At 63.0% G+C, this 20067-nt stretch carries 17 protein-coding genes; 15 read left to right on the top strand and 2 right to left on the bottom strand.

The window, feature by feature from the left end; translation table 11 throughout:
• Window positions 1-272: 272 nt before the first annotated feature.
• The 13 genes from PAN08_RS14515 (at window position 273) to folK (ending at window position 15041) form a co-directional block, all read left to right on the top strand.
• A complete protein-coding gene (locus PAN08_RS14515) occupies window positions 273-1691 on the top strand; it encodes a CsgG/HfaB family protein (protein WP_269792215.1) in 1419 nt (472 codons plus the stop codon).
• Between the two features lie 290 nt (window positions 1692-1981).
• Window positions 1982-2959, top strand: coding sequence for a CsgG/HfaB family protein (locus PAN08_RS14510; RefSeq protein WP_269792214.1), 978 nt, complete (start codon window positions 1982-1984; stop codon window positions 2957-2959).
• A 237-nt stretch (window positions 2960-3196) separates the two neighbouring features.
• The gene (locus PAN08_RS14505) at window positions 3197-3475 is read left to right on the top strand and encodes a DUF493 family protein (protein WP_269792213.1); all 279 of its coding nucleotides are present in this window, start codon (window positions 3197-3199) and stop codon (window positions 3473-3475) included.
• Between the two features lie 20 nt (window positions 3476-3495).
• Window positions 3496-4167, top strand: coding sequence for a lipoyl(octanoyl) transferase LipB (gene lipB, locus PAN08_RS14500; protein ID WP_269792338.1), 672 nt, complete (start codon window positions 3496-3498; stop codon window positions 4165-4167).
• Between the two features lie 16 nt (window positions 4168-4183).
• Window positions 4184-5194, top strand: coding sequence for a lipoyl synthase (lipA, locus tag PAN08_RS14495; protein ID WP_269792212.1), 1011 nt, complete (start codon window positions 4184-4186; stop codon window positions 5192-5194).
• A 207-nt stretch (window positions 5195-5401) separates the two neighbouring features.
• Window positions 5402-7579, top strand: coding sequence for a carboxy terminal-processing peptidase (locus PAN08_RS14490; protein WP_269792211.1), 2178 nt, complete (start codon window positions 5402-5404; stop codon window positions 7577-7579).
• A gap of 142 nt (window positions 7580-7721) precedes the next feature.
• Window positions 7722-8246, top strand: a complete 525-nt coding sequence (locus tag PAN08_RS14485) for a DUF2242 domain-containing protein (RefSeq protein WP_269792337.1) — start codon at window positions 7722-7724, stop codon at window positions 8244-8246.
• Window positions 8247-8293: 47 nt separating this feature from the next.
• Window positions 8294-9535, top strand: a complete 1242-nt coding sequence (locus PAN08_RS14480; RefSeq protein WP_269792336.1) for a hypothetical protein — start codon at window positions 8294-8296, stop codon at window positions 9533-9535.
• A complete protein-coding gene (gene gnd / locus PAN08_RS14475) occupies window positions 9520-10434 on the top strand; it encodes a phosphogluconate dehydrogenase (NAD(+)-dependent, decarboxylating) (RefSeq protein WP_269792210.1) in 915 nt (304 codons plus the stop codon). Before PAN08_RS14480 ends, gnd begins: the two co-directional genes overlap by 16 nt.
• Before the next feature lie 202 nt (window positions 10435-10636).
• On the top strand, window positions 10637-12454 hold the full coding sequence (locus tag PAN08_RS14470; protein WP_269792209.1) for an ATP-binding protein: 1818 nt from the start codon (window positions 10637-10639) through the stop codon (window positions 12452-12454).
• Window positions 12451-12891, top strand: coding sequence for a response regulator (locus tag PAN08_RS14465; RefSeq protein ID WP_269792208.1), 441 nt, complete (start codon window positions 12451-12453; stop codon window positions 12889-12891). The genes PAN08_RS14470 and PAN08_RS14465 overlap by 4 nt, the downstream gene beginning before the upstream one ends.
• Window positions 12892-12897: 6 nt before the next feature.
• Window positions 12898-14424 carry a response regulator gene (locus tag PAN08_RS14460; protein ID WP_269792207.1) on the top strand — a complete coding sequence of 509 codons (1527 nt, stop codon included), beginning with the start codon at window positions 12898-12900 and terminating at the stop codon, window positions 14422-14424.
• Window positions 14425-14546: 122 nt separating this feature from the next.
• The gene (gene folK / locus PAN08_RS14455; protein WP_269792206.1) at window positions 14547-15041 is read left to right on the top strand and encodes a 2-amino-4-hydroxy-6-hydroxymethyldihydropteridine diphosphokinase; all 495 of its coding nucleotides are present in this window, start codon (window positions 14547-14549) and stop codon (window positions 15039-15041) included.
• Window positions 15042-15184: 143 nt separating this feature from the next.
• Here folK and PAN08_RS14450 read toward each other — a convergent pair whose 3' ends face one another.
• Window positions 15185-15922: a pteridine reductase gene (locus PAN08_RS14450; RefSeq protein ID WP_269792205.1), complete on the bottom strand. Its 738-nt coding sequence runs from the start codon at window positions 15920-15922 to the stop codon at window positions 15185-15187.
• A 54-nt stretch (window positions 15923-15976) separates the two neighbouring features.
• Between PAN08_RS14450 and PAN08_RS14445 the strand changes: the two genes are divergently transcribed.
• Complete coding sequence (locus PAN08_RS14445) at window positions 15977-17161, top strand: class I SAM-dependent methyltransferase (RefSeq protein WP_269792204.1); 1185 nt, start codon at window positions 15977-15979, stop codon at window positions 17159-17161.
• Window positions 17149-17544: a VanZ family protein gene (locus PAN08_RS14440; protein WP_269792335.1), complete on the top strand. Its 396-nt coding sequence runs from the start codon at window positions 17149-17151 to the stop codon at window positions 17542-17544. The genes PAN08_RS14445 and PAN08_RS14440 overlap by 13 nt, the downstream gene beginning before the upstream one ends.
• Before the next feature lie 155 nt (window positions 17545-17699).
• Here the strand turns inward: PAN08_RS14440 and PAN08_RS14435 are convergent, their stop codons facing one another.
• Window positions 17700-20036 carry a family 20 glycosylhydrolase gene (locus tag PAN08_RS14435; RefSeq protein ID WP_269792203.1) on the bottom strand — a complete coding sequence of 779 codons (2337 nt, stop codon included), beginning with the start codon at window positions 20034-20036 and terminating at the stop codon, window positions 17700-17702.
• Between the last annotated feature and the right edge of the window lie 31 nt (window positions 20037-20067).

Raw genomic sequence — 20067 nt, 5'->3', positions numbered from 1 at the left:
CGGCCGCCCGTTCGGGAAATCCGGGTCCCGGGCGGGCTCTTACGTTTCCCTTTTATGATTGTTAGTCATTAATATTCGTGAAGAAGGCGTGAGGCCGCGAAATGCGGGCGACGTTTTAGTTGGTCGGACGTTTTATATCCGCAACTTCGCAGGGAGTGCGGCAACAGGGGGAAAACATGAAGAACACCATCCATCGGCCTGCCGTTCTGGCAGCCGGTTTCATCGCATTTGTGTCGGCGTCGGCAAGCTTTCCAAGCCACGCTTTCTTGGGCATGTCTTCGGGGAAGTGCGATTCCGCACAGGGCAGCTTGCGTATTGTCGAGCCGGATGACGGTATGGGGATCTGGGCGACCTACGGCCTGCCTGCACCGACGCGCATGTTGCGAGTGCTGGTCAACGACTCCAAGTGCTTCACCGTGCTTGATCGTGGTGCCGGTTTCACAGCGGCACAGGCCGAGCGGGAACTGGCCATGGGCGGGCATCTGCAGGAGGACCAGAACATCGGCGGTGGTCAGATGCGTGGTGCGGACTTCGTGCTGGTGCCGGATATCGTGTCGCAAAATGCCAATGCTGGCGGCATGAACATTGGCGGCGGGGCATCCAACGGCGGGAACAAGCGTGGCTTGATGGGGGCGATGTTCAATGTCGCCACCTTGGGTGTTGCTGGCAAGCTGACGACGAAAAAACAGACTGCCGAAGTGGTGTTGACTCTGGTGGATGTGCGCACATCCGAGCAGCTCATCAGTGTGACCGGCGAAGCCAAGATCACCGACAAGGCCTGGGCGGCCGCGGTATCGGCCTCCAACCTGCAGGGCAGTGCCGGGGTGAACGTCGGCAGTTGGGACAACACCGAGATCGGTAAGGTCATCAAGGAGGCCTACGAAGAGGCCTATGAGCGGATGGTCGACGAGATCGGCAAGAAGCGAGGTGCGCTGGCAAACCGTCGTGTTCCGCAGGCGACGCGGGCAGTAACGCCGGTGCCACCGCCGGATGCGTATCAGACGTTGGCCGCATCGCAGGCAAGGCTGGCCAATGCGGCCGCAGTGAGGTTGCAGGCAGGATCCGCAGCGCCGATGGCTGCGCACGGGATGGCGATGGACGGTATGTCGCAGCAGAGCGGCATGGTGGGTCAGGCCATGCAGCACGTTGCAGATCAGGGTGTTGGCGCTGGTATGGCGCAGGCCGCCATGGGGGCGATGGCAGGGCCGGGTGGCATGGTCGGCGCAGCGGGCCAGGTAGTACAGCAGGTTGCGGGCCAAGGCGTTGGTGCCGGTGTGGCGCAGGTTGCAATGGGCGCGATGGCTCAGCAAGGCGGCATGGTTGGCGCCGCTGGCCAGGTGGCACAGCAGGTGGCAGGTCAGGGCATCGGTGCTGGCGTCGCGCAGGCTGCGATGGGCGTGATGGCTCAGCAGGGCGGCATGGTCGGTGCTGCAGGCCAGATGGCGCAGCAGGTTGCAGGCCAGAGCGTGGCTGCGGGTGGGCAGATGGCCGCGACCGCAGGCACCATGATCCTGCATCGCATGGCGCGCCTGCTTTCCCATCCGGACAGCCAGGCGGCCGTCGTGGCTGAGCTCAAGCCGGGCATGCTCGCTTACCCCACGGGTGGGCGTAACGGCGGGATGATCGAAGTCGACGATGAAATGGGCAATCGCGGTTGGCTGCCGTCGGCCGTGCTTGGCGCCAAGCAGTAATCCGTCACGACTTGGCCGGGCCATTCGGCCCGCATCCTGGATCCGCGCCAGACGCGGATTCAGGTTGGCGTGCCTGGTTTGGCTGGCATCCTGTCGTCCTCGACAGGGCTTGGCTCCCAGACCAGGCCCTGTGGATGGTTGCTGGAAACCGTAAAGTTCGTGTTGTAGGATCGCTCGCGACCGGCCCGCGCTTGCCTGATCGGTATCACCAAGGACCAGGATCTTGCCGCAAGGTCTCTAAGCCAAAGGAACGCACCTCGAATGGTGCAGGTAACGGGGATAGTTAAGTGATGCGTAATGTATTTTCGCCGCTCGTCGCAGCGGCTTTGACTGTGGGTATTGGTGCGGTGCTGGTCAGCCAGCCGGCCGAGGCGGCGTTCAAAAACCGTGGCACCCAGGCACAGGAGCAGCGCAAGGAAGCTGCCGCGCAGATTCCGGTGTGCCAGCGTCCCATCGGTACGCTCTCGGTGATCGAGCCGGAAGACTCCACGCATTGGTGGACCGGCCAGCAGTTGCCGGCGCCGTCGCGCCTGATCAAGGCCTTCGTCAACCGTTCGCGTTGCTTCACTCTCGTTGACCGTGGCGCCGGCATGGCCGCTGGCCAGTTCGAGCGTGAGCTGGCAGCCAGCGGTGACCTGCGTGGCCGTTCCAACGTCGGCAAGGGCCAGATTCGGGCTGCCGATTACGTGATGATTCCCGACCTGATCTCGCAGAACAGCAACGCCGGCGGCAATGCCCTGGGCGGTCTGCTGGGTGGCCTGATCGGTGGTCGCGCCGGTGCGGTGGTGGGTGGCCTGAACTTCACCAGCAAGACCGCAGACGTGGTGCTGACCGTGACCGACGTGCGTTCGTCCGAGCAGGTGGCCATCTCTGAAGGCTCGGCTCGCAAGAGCGACATGGGCTTCGGTGCCGGCGGCGGCCTGTTCGGCGGCAGTGGCTTGGGCGCCGCAGGCGTTGGCGGTTATGCCAACACCGAAATCGGCCAGGTGATCACCATGGCTTACCTGCAGGCTTACACCGACATCATTGCCCAGCTGGGTGGTTTGCCGGACAACGCGTCCGCCGCCAATGCGCAGCAGGCCGTGACCGTGACCCGTGCCGGCCGTCTGCTGGCCAATGCACGCGGTACCGGCGCCCCGGTGCGCACCCTTGACCCGGGCATGATGCTTTACCCGACCGGCACCAAGGAAGGCGCGATGTGGGAAGTCGAGGATGAGTTGGGTAACCGTGGCTGGGTGTCGTCCACGCTGCTGCAGCTCTCCAAGTAACCCTGGGTTTAACCGTGAAGGGCCGCGCAAGCGGCCCTTCACTTATTGGAGCCCGGCCATGCTCCCGTCGGGCATTGAGCGCTGAGCCTTGGCCGGCGTCGTGCGGGCTGCAGGGTGGCTATTCCCGCAAGCAGCCTTTGCCGGGGATGCTTGGTGCTGCGAGGTTTTTCGTTCATGGAAGGCTGTGGGCCGGCCATGGTCTTGGGTTTGCCTGCTTTCGGCCCGATAATGTCGGGCATGGAAATCAAGTCCGACAACCCTGAACACGGCTACCAGTTTCCCGGCACCTTCGAGGTGAGCGCCATGGGCGCCGCCAACATCGGGCTGGAGCGGGAGCTGCCGCAGCTGCTGCAGAACGCGGGTATTGAAGTGCTGGAAGAACGCATCACCTGGAAGCACTCTTCCAATGAGAAGTACGTTTCCGTGCGTATTGCCTTCACGGCGGAGAGTCGCGAGCAGTACGACGCCGCGCATGAAGCCCTGCGCAATCATCCGGAAGTGAAGTGGACGCTGTAACCAGCTGCGCGGTTACCCCGGTGTTGCCCACCCGGCCACGCACAGCGGTGCAGCGCGAGCTGGGCCGGCAGGCCTATGAGCCGGTCTGGCACGCAATGCAGCGCTTCACCGATACGCGCGGTGACGCCACTGCCGATGAGTTGTGGGTGGTCGAGCACGATCCGGTGTTCACCCTGGGCCAAGCCGGTAAGGCCGAGCATGTGCTGGCGGCCGGTGATATCCCGGTGCTGCATGTGGACCGTGGCGGCCAGGTGACCTATCACGGCCCCGGCCAGATCGTGGTCTATCCACTGCTGGACCTGCGCCGGCTGGGCATTGGCGTGCGGGATTACGTATGCCGCATCGAACAGGCCATCATCGATACGCTTGATGAGTGGAATATCGGCGCTGAACGGCTCGACGGCGCGCCCGGTGTGTATGTCGGTGGTGCCAAGATTGCCGCACTCGGCATCCGCGTGCGTCGCGGCTGCAGCTTCCACGGATTAGCTCTGAACGCCGCGTTGGATCTGGAACCTTTCCACCGCATCAACCCCTGCGGCTACGCCGGGATGCAGGTGACCTCGGTGCTAGACTTGGGCGGTCCCTCGGGCATCGAGGCGATCAAGCCGGTGCTGTTGTCCCATCTGGCACAGCAGTTCGGTCTTGAACTGCATGCGACCCCCGAATTGCCCGACCTCACTATGCGGCTCTGAGGCCGCCGATAACGCCATGACTGAAACCACCACGCGCTCCATTCCCCTGCAGGTCGTGCAGGCCGATGCTCCGTCCGCGCCGCTGCAAACCGGTGTCAAGCAGATCGGCGGCGACAAGATCGGCCGTTCGCCGGTGCAGTTCGCCGATGTGCCGGTGCTGCGCAAGCCATCGTGGATCCGCGTGCGTATTCCTTCGGGCAATGCCGTGGCCAACCTCAAGGCCAAGCTGCGCGAGAACCGCCTGGTGACGGTGTGCGAGGAGGCCAGCTGCCCGAACATTCACGAATGTTTCGGCCATGGCACCGCCACTTTCATGATTCTGGGCGAGGTCTGCACCCGCCGCTGCTCGTTCTGCGATGTGGCCCACGGCCGCCCCAAGCCGCCCGATGCCAATGAGCCGGCCAGCCTCGGTCAGACCGTGGCCGACATGGGCCTGAAGTACGTGGTGGTAACCAGCGTGGATCGCGATGATCTGCGCGACGGCGGTGCCCAGCACTTTGTTGATTGCATCAGCGCCATCCGCGAGAAATCGCCGGGTACCCGCATCGAAGTGCTGACCCCGGACTTCCGTGGCAAGGGCCGCATGGAGCGCGCGCTGGAAATCCTCGCGCAGAACCCGCCGGATGTGTTCAACCACAACATCGAAACCGTGCCGGACCTGTACCGCAACGTGCGTCCGGGTGCGGATTACCAGTGGTCGCTGACCCTGCTGAAGAACTTCAAGGCCCAGCACCCGAACGTGCCGACCAAGTCCGGCATCATGCTCGGCCTGGGCGAGACCCTGGAGCAGGTGCAGGCCACCCTGCGCGATCTACGTGCGCATGACGTGGAAATGATCACCATCGGCCAATACCTGCAGCCCACCGCGCACCATCACCCGGTGCTGCGTTACTGGACGCCGGAGGAATACAAGGCGTTCGAGGACTATGGCTATGCGCTGGGCTTCACGCACGTGGCTTCGGGCCCGATGGTGCGTTCGTCCTACCACGCCGACCAGCAGGCCGCAGGCGCTGGCGTCGCCGTCTGAGCACGCCCCGGCTTGCCCGCGTCTACCGGCTACCGCCTGCACGTGAGTGCGGGCGGTCAGGCGCCGGTCATGTCGATTCACATTCTGCTACGACGCAGCGGCTAGGCTGCTGATGGACAACGTGACAAGTGCTGAAACTTTCGGCACTGTCAGGCTGTCTGATCCGTCTGCAATCTCCCCCTATCGTCCGGTGCCACGAGTACTTTGATGAACTACCGAGTTCCCGCTTTCCTGCTGGCATTGGCGCTGACCGTACCCGCCGCATTGTCGGCACGTGCCGATACCAGCGTGCCGACGTCGTCGGCCCCCACGCTTGACCAGACCACGACGTCGCGACTGGTGTACGGCCTGCTTTCGGACAGCCGTTACGCCTATCGTCCACGTCCGCTGGACGCGGCGACTTCGCAGGACGTGTTCAAGCGTTACCTGGAATCGCTGGACAGCGGCAAGCAATTCTTCACCAAGGAAGACGTGGATCGTTTCGCGCCCTTGGCCGCGCAGACCGGGGATGCGATACGCACCGGCCAGCTGGATCCGGCGTTTCAGGTGTTTGCGGTGTACCGCGAGCGTGTGGGCGAGCGCGTTGCCTACGCCCGCCGCCTGCTTCGGCAGGAGCCGGATTTCACCATCGACGAGCGCTTCAACTACGACCGCAAGGACGTGCCGTGGGCGACCAGCACCGAGCTGGATGACCTGTGGCGCAAGTCGGTCAAGAACGACTGGTTGCGCTTGAAGCTGGCCGGCAAAGCGGCCTCGGACATCCGCAAGACGCTGGACAAGCGTTACGAAACGATGGGTAAGACCATCAGCGAGCTGAAGAACGAGGATGTGTTCTCGTTCTACATGAACGCCTACACGAGCGCGGTTGACCCACATACCGATTACTTCACCCCGCGCACGGCGGAGAACTTCAATCAGGCCATGTCGCTGTCGCTGGAAGGCATTGGCGCCCAGCTGCAGCGCCAGGACGACGTGGTGGTGATCCGTGAAGTAGTGCCGGGTGGCCCGGTGGCGATGGACGGCACGCTCAAAGCCGGCGATCGCATTGTGGGTGTCGGCCAGGGCCGTTCCGGTCCGGTGGAAGACGTCATCGGCTGGCGGATTGACGACGTGGTCTCCAAGATTCGTGGCGCCAAGGACACCCAGGTACGGCTGGAATACATTCCCGCTGCCGACGGCGTGGATGGCAAGCACCGTATGTTGACCCTGACCCGGCAGAAGATCCGCCTGTCCGAGCAGGCCGCCAAGGGCGAGACGATGAGCATCCCCGGCGCGCCCGGTGAAGCCGAGCGTCGCGTCGGCATCGTCAAGCTGCCCACCTTCTATCAGGATTTCGAGGGCCGCCGCCGCAACGCTGCTGACTACGCTTCCGCTACCCGCGACGTGGCCAAGCTGCTGGCCGGCTTCAAGGCCGACAAGGTCGACGGCGTGGTGCTGGACCTGCGCAACAACGGTGGTGGTTCGCTGGATGAAGCCATTGAACTGACCGGTCTTTTCATCGAGCAGGGCCCGGTGGTGCAGGTGCGTGAATCCGGTGGCCGCGTCACCGTCAACAGCGACCGCAATCCGGCCGTGGCGTGGGATGGCCCGCTGGCGGTGCTGATCAACCGTGGCTCGGCTTCAGCGTCGGAAATCTTTGCGGGTGCTATCCAGGATTACGGCCGTGGCCTGGTCATTGGTGAGACCACCTTCGGTAAGGGCACCGTGCAGAACGTGGTGCCGCTGGACCGTTGGCCGGCCAGTGAGAAGGAACGCTTTGGCCAGGTGAAGCTGACCATCGCCCAGTTCTTCCGCGTCAGCGGCTCCAGCACCCAGCACAAGGGTGTGGTGCCGGACCTGGCATTCCCGGCCAGCGTCGACGCCAGCGAGTTCGGCGAGAGCACCTACGACAACGCATTGCCGTGGACCCGCATCGCTGAAGTACCGCACACCCGCTACGGCAACTTCGCACCAATCCTGCCGCGTCTGGAATCGCGTCACGCCGAGCGCATCCAGAGCGACCGCGAGTTCAAGTGGTGGGAAGAGGACGTACAGCAGTTCCGCACCGAAGCCGCCAAGAAGTACGTGTCGCTCAACGAAGCCGAGCGCCGCACCGAGCGTGACAAACAGGAAGCGCAGCGCAAGCAGCGCCAGCAGATCCGCAAGGATCTTGGCCTGCCGCTGGATCCGCTGGCCGAGGACAGCAGTGACGACGGCCTGACCGGCAACGAGCGCGACATCGTCAAGGATGCCGCCCGCGAAAAGGCCGCCGAGAAGCGTCCGGACCCGCTGTTGAAGGAGTCGGCCTCGATTTTGGCCGATGCCTTGAATCTGCTGGAAAAGGACGTTCCGCTATCGGCACAGGTACTGCCACAGTCGACCGGTCCCGGGCGCTGGGCCGACTGAGTCGGGCTCGCTGAGTCCTGGCCCAACGCCAGGTCCGATGTGAATGACGCCGTCAACGTCCGTGTACGTTGGCGGCGTTATGCTTTGTGACTTCGATAAACGTGGAGAGCCCATGCGCACGCATCCACTTCAAACATTCATCATGTTGTTGCCATTGGTACTTGCCGGTTGTGCCAGCAAGGCCGCCAACAGCACCTTGCTGCGTGAATCCTTCGATTCCGGTGACACCTACGCGCGCAACCTCGATGTTGCGCCGGCTCAGGCCTGCGAAGCGGCACGCCGGGTACTGCTGGGGCAGGGCTACGCCATCGCCCGCGCCGATACGGCCAATGTCGAAGGCAACAAGAATTTCCAGCCCAAAGACGAGGTGCATGAGCAGCTGGTGCTACGGATATCGTGCGCGGCCCGTGGTGACGGCAAGGCGCAGGTGTTCGTCAGTGCGGTACAGGACCGCTATGCGCTGAAGAAGTCGCCAACTTCAGCCAGTGTCGGCGTCGGTGCCTTGGGCTCGGTATCGCTGCCGTTTGGCAGTAACGATGATTCGCTGGTGCGGGTGGCCAGCAGCACGGTGCAGGACGCGCTGTTCTACCGCAATTTCTTCGAGCGCCTGCAGCAGTACGTTGATGAAATGTCACCTGCGCCGACGAGCGGGGCGCCCATCCAGTGAGGTATCGCGTGCGTGCGGTGGGTCGAATCGCAGGCCGCGCGTTGTGGATGGTTGCATTGTGTGGGGTGTACGCACCGAGCGTAGTTGCAGGCAATGTGTGTGGCATGTCGCTGTTGCGCGAACTCGGCTGGCAGGTCACCGACGCCGCTATCGCGCAACCGCTGATCGCAGGCGGCACGCCATGTCAGCGTGCTTCCTTGGACGACGCGCACGCACACCGCGATTTGCAGTTACAGGTTCCGCAGCATTTCGATCCGGTACAACGCGAGCAGTTGGCAGTTGATGTGCTGCAACAGCAGGCCAGCGTCTGTGCATACCTGTTCAAGCTGGGCGATGCGACGCGCGCGGCTACCACGCGGCTGCAGGAGAACCGAGGCTATCGGTTCTCGGCCGTGCAGATGGGTTGGATAGGCTTTGGTCTGGGTGGCGCCAAGGCGCAGGGTTGGCAGCGCTTTCGCAGTTTTGGTCGCGGCTATGCGCCGGTGGCCACGAACTCAAGTGCGGTGGATGCGTTTTACCGTGGAAATGTGCGCTCGGAATGTGGGGTTGGGCGGCAGATCGCGCAGCTGGCCACGCAGCGCGAGATGTATGGCGATGCATTGTTCGACCGTGAGTTCGCGCCCGGTGAATTGTCGATTGGCACTTTCCTCACCCTGCACAAAACGCAGAGCATCCTGCTGGGCAGCAGCGCTGGTGAGTTCTTCGCCGATGGCAAGGCGGTGCGCACCTCGGCCATGGGACGGCAGGCCTTCATGGGTGCGCCGGGTTTCATCGCGCATGTGTTTGATAAAAAGTACCTGGATGACATCAACAACCAGGCCGAGAATTTCGTCATCACCGATCTCAGCGATGCCGCTGCGCAAGCGCTGGCCAGGCACGGCGGCTTTGCGCACTACGATGCGGTGAACCGGCAGATATGGGAGCTGTCGCAGCAGATGCCGGGCAGTGGCTGGCGTCGCTTTGAGCGCTTGCTGTACGAACGCGACACCGCACTGCGCGCAGCCCTGCCGCCGGAACACCAGCAGGTGCTTGCACGCATCGACACGCTGCTGGCCGACCCGGTCTATCGCGAGTTGATGCTCTACGTGCACCCCAAGGGCGTGCGTCCGCTCGGTTATCACATCGCACGTCTACTCGACCGCAATCCGCGTACGCCTTTCAGTATCGACCTTGCGTTGCACAATCTGCACACCACGCTTTACCGGCGCTGGGTGGACGCGCGCTTGCGCGCCTGCGGCAACACAATGAGCGGCACAACCAACGGAGACGAAACATGGAACTGGGCATGATCGGGCTGGGGCGCATGGGCGCCAACATGGCACAGCGGCTGCAGCGCGGCGGCATCACCGTCACCGGCTTTGATCCGGGTGACGAAGCACGCGCGCGGGTGCAGGAGAACGGCATTGCTGCGGTGGAATCGCTGCAGGCTTTGGTGCAGGCGCTGCCGGCGCCGCGCGTAGTGTGGCTGATGGTGCCGTCCAAGGTGGTGGATGCCACGCTCGATGCACTGCTGCCACTGTTGTCGCCGCAGGACGTGGTGATTGATGGCGGCAACTCCTGGTATCGCGATTCGCTGCAGCATGCCTCACGTTGTGCCGAGCATCATGTGGGCTTTGTCGATTGCGGCACCAGCGGTGGCGTGTGGGGGCTGCAGGAAGGCTACTGCCTGATGATCGGCGGTGATGCGGCAGTGGTGGCGGAACTGTCGCCGCTATTCAAGGTATTGGCGCCCGCGGCAGACCGGGGCTGGGCGCATGTCGGGCCGGTCGGTGCTGGCCACTTCAGCAAGATGGTCCACAACGGCATCGAATACGGAATGATGCAGGCCTATGCCGAAGGCTTCGCGTTGATGCAGAAGAAGGTCGACTTCAACCTCGACCTGGCCCAGGTGGCCGACGTCTGGCGGCATGGCAGCGTGGTGCGCTCGTGGCTGCTGGACCTCAGCGCCGACGCACTGAAGAGCAACCCGAGCCTGGCCGGCATTGCGCCTTACGTGGAGGATTCGGGTGAAGGGCGCTGGACGGTCAGCGAGGCCATCGAACTGGATGTACCGGCGCCGGTGATTACGCTGTCATTGCTGGAGCGGCTGCGTTCGCGGGAAGACAATTCGTTCACCGACCGCATGCTCGCTGCCATGCGCAATGAGTTCGGCGGGCATGCGATCAAGCCCAGCGGAGACGGTCCGTAAATCCGGCCATGTAAACGTTTGCAGGAACGCGGTCACAGAGGGGCATCACAAGGCGTTCACACCTTCGGGGTTTCGTGCAATCCTGTGGCGGCAGGTCAGCTCTATTGCCGTTTCGACGGCGATTGTGCTGACCACCTGTTACCACCGTTGATGACATGCCGGCCTGCAGTCGCTGTGGGCCCGCCCGTGAAAAGGGGAAGGGATGGCGCTGCGATTGACCGATGAAGACTGGGGCCGCTGGCGCCTGATCGGGCTCGCGCTGGCCGCTTTGCTCATCATCATTGTGCCGGCCCTGACCCTGCAGCGCCTGTCCCACGAAAGCATCAACGCGGCCAATTGGCTGGCCCATACCCAGGCCGTTGGGTCACGCTTGTACAACCTGCACGCGGCTATCCGTGACACCGAGTTCGCAGCGCTGACTCTGTCGTTGGGCGTGGAGTCGCCGACACTGCAGCAGCGCCTTCTGCGGGGTGACGGCGTTACCCATGATCTGAACGAGCTGGTGCGGCTGCTCAACGACAGCCCGGATCAGTTGGTGCGACTGGGCAGGATTGAATCGCTGCTCGATCACCGCATGGACCTGGCACGGCAGATAGCGCGCAGTACCGATTCGCCGGAGCGGAAGGCGTTGATCGAGGAAATGACCTTCCAGTACCCGATCCGGCCGTTGGTGGAAGAACTACAGCTGCGCGAGAACCAGCTGCTGGCCGAGCGCACGCTCAAGGCCAAACGCCAGCAGCATCTATCCTCAGTGGTGACTTGGTCTGCGTTGGTAGTACAGCTGCTGTTGCTGGCCCTGGTGTTGTGGTTGCTCAAACGCCAGATTGGCAGCCGCGCGATGGCCGAGCAGCGCCTGAGCCGGGCCAGTGCGCGGGCCAATGCGGTACTGCAGACGGTGCGTGAGCCCATCGTTCTTCTTGATGCACAACTGCGCGTGGTGTTGCACAACCCTGCGTTCGCTGAGTTGTATGGCGTGGATGACACCAAGGTCGGCCATCGCCCGCTGCAGGACATCGGTGAGGGTGCATGGGACGACGCAATCATTCGCCAGCGTTTGGCCGATGTACTGTTGCGCGGCCGCGAGTTGTGGGATTTCGAGCACGAGCAGCGTGGCGTTGATGGCATGGCGCGCACCATGCTGATCAACGCGCGGCGTATGCACCTGCCGGACGCGGATGACGAAGTGGTACTGATGACGATCAGCGACATCACCCTGCAACGCGCGGTGCAGGTGCGGGTAGAGGAGCTGAACCGTCAGCTGGAAGGCAAGGTCGAGCAGATGGCCGACGTCAACCGCGAGCTGGAGGCCTTCAGCTATTCGGTGTCGCATGACCTGCGCGCGCCGTTGCGGCATGTGGCGGGTTTCTCCGACAAGCTTGGCAAGCACCTGGGTGAGGGTGCCGATGAAAGAACCCATCATTACCTGCAGGTGATCCGCGATTCGGCGCAGCGCATGGCCGAGTTGATCGACGACCTGCTGGTGTATTCCCGACTGGGGCGCGGCGCAATGCGGATGCAGCCTGTGGACATGCAATCGCTGGTGGCTGATACGCGCGCGCTGCTGGATTCCAACCTGAAGGCGGAGGCCAGCGCGGACGGCACCTACCGGCACGTGGAATGGAACATCGGCCCGCTGCCGGTGCTGGTGGCCGACGAAAACATGATGCGGCAGGTGTGGTTGAACCTGCTTGGCAATGCGGTGAAATACACCGCAGGTTGCGATAAGGCGGTGATTGAGGTCTCCGCAAAAAACCTGCCCGATGGCAGTCAGCAGTTCTCGGTGAGTGACAATGGCGCCGGCTTCGACATGCAGTACGCCTCCAAATTGTTTGGTGTTTTCCAGCGATTGCACAAGGCGTCGGAATACGCCGGCACCGGTATTGGCCTGGCCAGCGTACGTCGTGTAGTGACCCGCCATGGCGGCCGGGTCTGGGCCGAGGCACAAGTGGGCAAGGGGGCCACTTTCAGCTTCATCGTTCCCCCCGTTTCCGAACTCACTTACAAGGATGCTTCGATATGAGTCCCCTGCGTACGATCCTGATTGCAGAAGACAGCCCCGCCGATGCCGAGATGGCGATGGATGCGTTGCGTGAGGCCAACCTCGCCAATCCCATCGTCCATGTCGAAGACGGCGTGGAAGCGCTGGACTTCCTGCTGCGCAGAGGTAACTTCGCCGACCGTGAGGAAGGACTGCCGGCAGTGCTGCTGCTGGACATCAAAATGCCGCGGATGGACGGACTGGAAGTGCTGCAACGCATCCGTGCTGAAGAAGAACTCAAGCGGCTGCCGGTGGTGATCCTGTCGTCGTCGCGCGAAGAAAGTGACCTGGCATGCAGCTGGGATCTTGGCGTGAATGCGTACGTGGTCAAGCCGGTGGATATCGAACAGTTCTTCAAGGCGGTCAAGGCGATCGGCGTGTTCTGGGCGGTCATCAATCAATCTCCGGAAACCGAGTAAATCCCCATGCCGAACCGGGACGCAGCGCTGGGGCCCTTGCGGATTCTCTTGGTGGAGGATTCGCCCGAAGACGCGGAGCTGATCGCTGATCAGCTGCTCGAATCTGGGCTGCAGGCCAGCTTTGAATGTGTGGATAACGAAGCGTGCCTGTACCGTGCGCTTTCCGGGCAGATGCCGGATATTGTGTTGTCGGACCTGAGCATGCCGGGGTTTTCCGGCTATCAGGCGCTGCGCATTCTGCGTGAAATGTACCCGCGCGTTCCCTTCATTTTCGTCTCCGGCACCATGGGTGAAGAGACTGCCGTAAATGCGCTGCAGGAAGGCGCCAACGATTACATCATCAAGCACCTGCCGGCGCGTCTGCCTTCTGCGGTGGTGCGAGCCATCCGTGAAGCACGCAGCGAGATCGAGCGGCTGCGCGTGGAAGATGAATTGATGCGCGCGCAGCGGTTGGAAAGCCTGGCGTTGTTGGCCGCCGGGTTGGGCCACGACCTGCGCAATATTCTGCAGCCGCTGTTGATCGTGCCTGACCTGATCCGCGACCGCAGCACCGACCCCAAGATCACACGCCTGGCCGACGTGATTGCCGAATGCGGCCGCCGTGGTCACGAGATGGTGGATTCGATGCTGTCGTTCGTGCGTGGTTCCAGCCAGCGCAGCGAACGCGTCGTGCTGCAGCGTCTGTTTCAAGCGGTGGGCATGTTGCTCAAGAGCAGCTTGCCGCGCGACGTGGAGCTGGAGTTTGAGGTGGCTGATGACCGGATGACGGTGGATGCCAATTACACCGAGTTGCAGCAGGTGCTGTTGAACCTGGCACTCAACGCCATTCAGGCCATGCCCGACGGTGGCAAGTTGAGTCTGGTGGCCGAGCCCTGTCGGGACATAAATGGCAATGAGCAGGTGCGTATACGGGTGAGCGATGAGGGTATCGGCATGGACGAGGCCACGTTGCAGCGCTTGTTCAGCCCGTTCTTCACCACCAAGCCCAAGGGCACGGGCCTGGGCTTGGTGTCCTGCCATCGCATTGTCGAAAGCATTGGCGGCCGCATTGAAGTAAGCAGCGTGCTGGATAGCGGCACCACCTTCGATTTGCTGTTGCCGCTGCAGGCGGCGGTCTCCGTCGAGGAAGCGGCGCTGGTGCCGAGCCCCATCCGGCCAGGGCGCGGCGAGCGTTTGCTGGTAGTGGACGACGAAGCCACGCGGCTGTCGCTGCTGGGCAATGCATTGTCGAGCCAGGGTTACCGCATGCGCCTGGCCAGCGATGGTGCAGTGGCGATGCGGCTGATGCAGGACGCGGGCCTGCCGGACGTGGTGCTGGTGGACAGCGGTATCCCGTTGCTGTCTGCCGAACAGTTGCTGATGGAAATGCAGGCCATGGGATATCGCGGCCCGGCCATCGTGCTGGAAGACGCACAGATGCCCGCGTTTGCCGATGGCCAGGCACCGGCGGGTATCAGCGTGCATGTGCTGCCCAAGCCGCTGGAGATGCAGCGGGTGTTCCGGGCGGTTGCCGACGCGTTGGGCGCAGAGTGAGGCCGGACACGCGCGTGGATGTCGGCCTGCGCGGTTGCTGCCCTATCATGTGCGTCCCCACCCCGATGCGGGGCCATCGCTCGCCCCGTCAGGTGTGAGCCGGCCCGTAGGCAATCCACTCCATGACCACCGTGCTCCTTAGTCTGGGCAGCAATCTCCAACCGCAGCATTACCTGCAACGGGCTGTGGCCGTGTTGCGCGAACGCTTCGGCGATATCCACGTTTCACCGGCTTACCGCACGCCAGCGGTGGGCTTTGATGGGCCGGATTTTCTCAATAACGCGGTGATGCTGGATACCGAGCTGCCGCTGATCGAATTGGACGCTTGGTTGCATGCGGTGGAAGACGCCCACGGCCGTGATCGTTCCGGCCCGCGCTTCAGCGACCGTACCCTGGATATCGACGTGGTGTATTACGGCGATCTGGTGGTGGAAGGCCCCAAGAACCTGCGTATCCCCCGGCCGGAGTTGAAGCATGCCTTCGTGCTCAAGCCGCTGGCTGATATCGCCCCAGGATTCGTCGACCCGGTGCGCAAGCTGACGCTGGCGCAGATGTGGCGTGAGCATCCGCAATACGGGCAGGCGTTCGATACGGTGGAGCTTGAAGGGCAGGAGTGAGTGAACAGCAGTGAGGAGTGAAAGCTGCTCGTTTAGGTTCCCAGTGACGCGGTTCGCTCGGGTGCACTGGTTTCAAGCTCCCCCCGCTGCCGCAGGCAAGGGGAGGAGTGGCAAGGGAGAATGCGTAACTCCCTGCACAACACTCAGGTCAGCGTGCGCCCACCATCCAGCCGCAAGGTCTGCCCGGTGATGTAGCCGGCGTCATCCAGCAGCCAACGCACCGCCGAGGCGATTTCATGCGGCGTGCCGATGCGCGCCATTGGCGTGCGCTCCATCAGTTTCTGCTTGGCCTGCTCACTCTTGCCCTGTTCTGGCCAAAGAATGGCCCCGGGCGCGACCGCGTTGACTCGTACATGCGGGGCCAGCTCCAGCGCCAGGGAACGCGTGACCATCTCCAGCGCGGCCTTGGCCGTGCTGTACGCCGGATGCTCGCGCAGCGGCTGGGTAGCGTGCAGGTCGGTCAGGTTGACGATGGCGCCGCGCTGCTTGATCAGGTGCGGCGCTGCGGCCTGCGCCAGGAAGAACGGCGCGCGTGCGTTGACTGCCAGCAGCTCATCCCACTGTTCCACTTCCACCTGCCCAAACGGGGTGGGGAAGAAATTGGAAGCATTGTTGACCAGCGCATCGAGCCTGCCGAAATGGCTGACCACCTGTTCCACCATGTCCGGCAGCGTGGCTGGATCACGCAGGTCTGCTTCCACGGTCAACACACTGCCGGGGCGTTCACTTTCCAGGTCAAAGGCCAGTGACTGCATTTCCTCACAGGACAGGTGGGCATGCAGGGCCACTCGGTAGCCGTGGGCATGCAGATGCCGGGCGATGGTGGCGCCGATGCGGCGGGCACTGCCGGTGACCAGGGCCACCCGTTGGGATTCTGTCATCTGCGCTTTCCTCACTCGGCTATCCTGTGCATTGTCCTCGCAAACCGCATCGCCATGCATTCTGACCTGCCCACACCCGACCCTGACGCGCTTGCGCACAGCGACCAGCTGGCGACGCACCTGCGTGAGGACATCCTCGCCCAAGGCGGTGCGGTGCCGTTCTCACGCTTCATGGAGCTGGCGCTGTACGCGCCGGGCTGGGGCTACTACAGCGCCGGTGCCAGCAAGTTCGGTGCTGCCGGTGACTTCGTTACCTCACCGGAGTTGGGACCGTTGTTTGCCGCCACCACGGCCAACGTGGTGGCACCGGTGCTGCAGCAGTTGGGGCCGCAGGCGCGCATGCTGGAACTGGGCGGTGGCAGCGGGGCCTTCGCCGAAATCATGCTCAAGCGCCTGCTGGAGCTGGACGCGCTGCCCGCGCGCTACGCCATCCTTGAACCCAGTGCCGACCTGCGCGAGCGTCAGCGCGAACGCCTTGAAAAGGCACTGATCCCGCCGGTATTCGCGCTGGTGGAGTGGCTGGACCGTCCGTTTGAAGACGATTGGGACGGTTTGCTGTTTGCCAATGAAGTGATCGACGCCTTGCCGACCCCTCGCTTCCTGGTCAACGAAGGCGAGGTTTACGAAGAAACGGTGGAGCTTGATGGCGAAGGCCGCTTCATGCGCGGTGCCCAGCCGGCAGATGCGCTGACATCGGCTGCGGTACGGCACATCGAGCGTTACCTGGAGCGGCCGTTTGCACAGGACTACCGTTCCGAAGTATTGCCGCAGCTGCCGTATTGGATACAGGCCGTGGCCGGTGGCATGAAGCGTGGCGCGATGCTGTTCGTTGATTACGGCTATACGCGCGCCGAGTTCTACCAGGACGATCGCACCGACGGTACGTTGCGTGCGTTCTACCGCCACCGCGTGCACAACGATGTTTACCTGTGGCCGGGCCTGCAGGACATCACCGCCTCGGTGGATTTCACCGCGCTGGCTGAGGCAGGTACCAATGCCGGTTTTGATCTCGCCGGTTACTGCAGCCAAACCAACTTCCTGCTTGGCAACGGCATCACTCAGTTGCTGGAGCAAGCCGAAGAACGCAGCGATGAATTGGGGCGTATGCGCCTGCGCGGGCAGCTCAAGCGGCTGACCTTGCCGACCGAGATGGGCGAACGCTTCCAAGTGATGGCATTCAGTCGCGATGTGGATATGTCCATGTCGTTCCTGCTCGGCGATATGACCTGGCGCCTGTGAACACGCTCAAGCCGTTGCGGCGGCAGAAATTCTGGCTGCTGCTGTGGTGCACGGCGGTGGTGGCGGTGATCGTGGTATGCCTGATCCCGCCGCCGCCCTTGGCGTTGCCGCAGAACAGCGACAAGGTCGAGCACTTCCTCGCCTACTTTCTGCTGGCCGGCAGTGCGGTGCAGCTGTTCGCCACACGTCGCGCGCTGTGCGTGGTGGCACTGGGCCTGGTGGCGATGGGCGTTGGCGTGGAGTGGATGCAGGGTGCACTGACCGAAACGCGCATGGCCGATCCGATGGATGCACTGGCCAACAGTATTGGCGTGTTGGCCGGGATACTGACGGCATTCACACCGCTGCGGGATCTGCTGCTGCGTTTGCAGCCACGTGGCTGAACGTTACTCGCAGGCTGGATTGCAGCGCAGCTCCAACGCCCGCCACAGGAAAGTGCACCACGGTAGTGCCGAGCTCACGCTCGGCAGGGCCTTCCCGATAAAACCCCAGCGCAGCAGGGCTGCGCGCTACCGTGGTTTGCATCACATGACGGCGATCATTTGCGCGGCTGAAGTGTGATCTCGTCCAGCACCCACATCTGTGGCCGGGTATCACCACTGAACGTGATGCACAGGTCGGTGACTTGTTCCGGGCCCGCACGCAGCGGTGCTTGCAGTTCGATGAAACCGTCCTTGCCCGGCTTCTCCGGCAATGGCGCCGTGGCCAGTACGCGACCGTGGCAACCGGCGCGCACTTCGAATTCGCCGTGCCTTGCCACCGGCTTGCGATAGCCGCGCTTGGCTTCCTCCGGCTTCAATAGGCCGAAATTGTAGGGAATGCGCCCGGCGCGTACCTTGATTGACGCGATGTCCTGCAATTGCGCGTCCTCCCACAACCAACACGGATTGAAGATGGTCACGTCGAACGAATCGCGTGGACCTTCAAGCGGATTGTCGTCTTCCAGGCGCAACTGCAGACGGCCACCTTCCGGGCAGGTCGCCAACGTCTTGTCGGTGCGACGCAACAGCGAGGCGCCATCGAACACCCAACGATTGGGCGCGTCCGTTAACGGTTTGCCATTGAAGAAGGTCTGCGCTGTCAGTGTGGTCGGCACCGGCAGGGTCAATGCCGCGCCGTAGCTGGCCGAATGCGCGGTAGGCGTGCTGCCATCGGTGGTGTAACGGATGTCGCGATAGCTGAGCGGGTTGGAGAGTTCCACCGTCACCTTGTCAGCGGCACGATCGTCCTGGCGCTTCATTGCCACCGACAACGCGGTCTGGCCATAGCCAATGCCCAGCGCCTTGTAACGCTGCAGCTGCGCCGGCAGGCGTGCAAGGAAGTCGTCGTAGCTCTTGCGCTCAAGTGGCGTCCAGGCGATTTCGGCCAACGCTGCCATGCGCGGGAACACATTGTGCTGCAGTCGGGCAAAGGTGCGCGTGTGTTCGGTCCACATGTTGGCCTGCACACCGATCACGTGTTTGCGCTGTGCAGCCGTCAGTTGCTCAGGCACCGGATCGTAGGCGTAGATGCGCTGCATTGAGGTGAACTTGGGACGGCCCGGCGGTTCGTCCGGCAGATTGGTCTGCAGGAAATCCAGGTACAACGTGTTGCCGGGTGTCATCACCACATCGTGGCCGTGCGTGGCGGCTTCGATACCGCCTTCGATGCCACGCCAGGACATCACGGTGGCTTCCGGCGGCAGACCGCCTTCGATGATTTCATCCCAGCCGATCAGCTTGCGATCGTGCGCTTCCAGGTATTTTTCCAGACGCTTGAGCATGTGCGACTGCAATGCTTCTTCATCCTTCAGACCCAGCTCGCGGATGTAGGCCTGCACCTGTGGCGAATCCTGCCACTGGTACTTCACTGCTTCATCGCCGCCGATATGGATGTACTTGCCGGGAAACATCTGCATGACTTCGGCCAGGATGTTTTCCAGGAACTGCAGCGTTTCATCGCGCGGATTGAACAGGTACGGATTCACACCCCAATTGGCAGAAGGCTGCGTCGGGCCATCGACCACGCCATGCTCCGGATACGCGGCCACCGCAGCCTGGGCATGGCCGGGGACGTCGATTTCCGGTACTACGGTGATGTGACGTGCGGCGGCATAGGCAACCACATCGCGAATCTGCTCCTGCGTGTAGAAGCCGCAATACAGGTGCGCAGTACCGTCGGCGTTGACACCTGCTTCGCCGGCGGGGGATCGGCAACTGCCCACTTCGGTGAGCTTCGGGTAACGCTTGATCTCCATGCGCCAACCCTGATCATCGGTGAGGTGCCAATGAAATACGTTGAGCTTGTGCAGCGCCATGGCGTCGAGCAGCAGCTTGATGTCGTCAACGCTCTGGAAATGTCGTGCCGAATCGAGCATGAAGCCACGCCAGGAAAAACGCGGCGCATCGGTGATGCTGACCGCAGGTACGGCAACGTCGCTGCCGGTGGCGGGAGTGAGCATCTGCAGCAGCGTCATTGCGCCATGGAACAAGCCTGCGGTGCTGGCGGCACGGATACGGATGCCTTGGGCGGCAACGTCCAGTTGATAGCTGCCCTCCGTGGCATCAGCCAGGGCAGGGTCGAGCTGGAAGTGGATGCCGGTGGCCGCATTGGTCTTGCCTTCGGCCAGGTTGAGCTGCAATGGCGATGTCTTGCCCAACAGTTGGCTGAACTGGGCGGCGACGGTGCGCGCGGCCTCGTCGCTGCCGCTGAGAACCGTGCGGCTGTTGACGGTATAGCTGGCTGCACTGGGCAACACCTGTTGCGGCGCCGGAATGACGGGCAGAGCGAGCGAGGGTGGCGCTTGTGTGGTGGCCGAAACGGTGAAGCTGCTGCCCAGAATCAGGCAGCTGGCCAACAGGCTGCGGACGGGATTACGCGTGTGCAGTCGGGTCATATGTGCTCCGTATAAGCGTGCTGTTATCTCA

It is taken from the genome of Stenotrophomonas sp. Iso1 (assembly GCF_027497995.1).
GTDB lineage: Bacteria > Pseudomonadota > Gammaproteobacteria > Xanthomonadales > Xanthomonadaceae > Stenotrophomonas.
This window is presented reverse-complemented; position numbering and strand designations above follow the sequence as displayed.